Annotated in this window: 2 protein-coding genes; one reads left to right on the top strand and one right to left on the bottom strand. The window is 45.5% G+C overall.

The genetic code is table 11. The features are described from left to right. Positions 1-676 (bottom strand): RNA-guided endonuclease InsQ/TnpB family protein (locus A8707_RS26180; RefSeq protein ID WP_231948487.1); only part of this gene is annotated, 676 nt, incomplete at its 3' end. Between the two features lie 54 nt (positions 677-730). Here A8707_RS26180 and tnpA point away from each other — a divergent pair. Continuing rightward, the gene (tnpA, locus tag A8707_RS26185) at positions 731-1,129 is read left to right on the top strand and encodes an IS200/IS605 family transposase (protein WP_068820379.1); all 399 of its coding nucleotides are present in this window, start codon (positions 731-733) and stop codon (positions 1,127-1,129) included. Positions 1,130-1,224: the final 95 nt, after the last annotated feature.

The raw sequence follows: 1,224 nt of genomic DNA on the forward strand, positions 1-1,224 counted from the left end.
TATAAAACTGATTCAGACTCTTAAGATGCAAGCCATCCACCATGAACGAAGTGCCTACATTTGAGATACAGGTTAGCCAGTTATTCAAGCCGTGATCAATGCCCAGCGCACGAACCGGATTAACATCCGCTTGAACCGTTTCTGTTTTGTAGACTAGCTCTAAATAAAAGCACCCATTTCTAGGGAGAATTCGATACTCTCGAATCGCTTTGAAGTCGAGGTTTGACGGCATGGGCAAATAGAACGCATCCAACCCAAACCAAGCCTTAACCTTGCTGCCAAGCGGGAACCTTAGACCCTCAGCTTTAAGCTTTACTGCCTGTGATGGGAACGTGATCAGAGCCAGTCCACCTTGACGATATCCCGGCAATCGAGGGCGTTGCGTGACCGTGCCATTTTGAGCCGCTTTTAGCAGTCCCTTGTAGGACTTAAACGACTCTGCAACTGCGGTTAAGCATTGCTGGGCAGCCTGTGAATGCAGGGCTTGAAAGTGGGGATTCTTGCCCATCTCACGGTGCAAATCAAACTTGCCGACAATCTTGCCCGTCTTGAACCAGATTTGCCGGGAATAGTACGTTCCGCAATTGGAAAGTTTTGCAGACTCGCTACACACAAACTCAAGAATTGCCTTGAGTTCTCTATCTGGACTGATTAGGATTTGCTGACATCCGAACATTCGTTTTACCTCCTTATGTTAGTATACAGCAAGTATCTATCTAATTCCAGAGAGATGAGAAAAGATTTCAAGACAAACTCTAATATTGTTTACTGCTGCAAGTTTCACGTTATTTTCTGCCCTAAGTATCGTCGCAATGTTCTGATTAATGGAGTTGACGAAAGATTCAAGCAAATCGTTGCAGACCTAGAGAAAGAATTAAAGTTTGATGTTGAGGAACTTGAGGTGATGCCTGATCACGTTCATCTATTGATTGACTGTGATCCTCAGTTCGGTATCCATCGCATCGTCAAAGCAATCAAAGGGCGTTCTAGTTTCTTACTCAGAAAAGAATTCCCTTGGCTAAAGTCCAGAATCCCTACACTGTGGACTAATTCATACTTCGTTGCGACGGTTGGAGGGGCACCCTTAGAAGTGATTAAGCAGTACATCGCTGATCAGAAAGTTAAATAGACTCTGTGGCGTGACCGCCACGCGGGAACCCCTTTTACATCCCCATGCTTAAAAGACAGGGGCTTTAAGGGTTCCCCAGCCCTCCATTCCGGTAA

This window comes from Phormidesmis priestleyi BC1401, from assembly GCF_001650195.1.
Classification (GTDB): Bacteria; Cyanobacteriota; Cyanobacteriia; order Leptolyngbyales; family Leptolyngbyaceae; genus Phormidesmis_A; species Phormidesmis_A priestleyi_B.

Coding starts and splice junctions, on each gene's coding strand:
- tnpA (WP_068820379.1), top strand. CDS start 731: ATGAGAAAAGATTTCAAGACAAACTCTAATATTGTTTACTGCTGCAAG.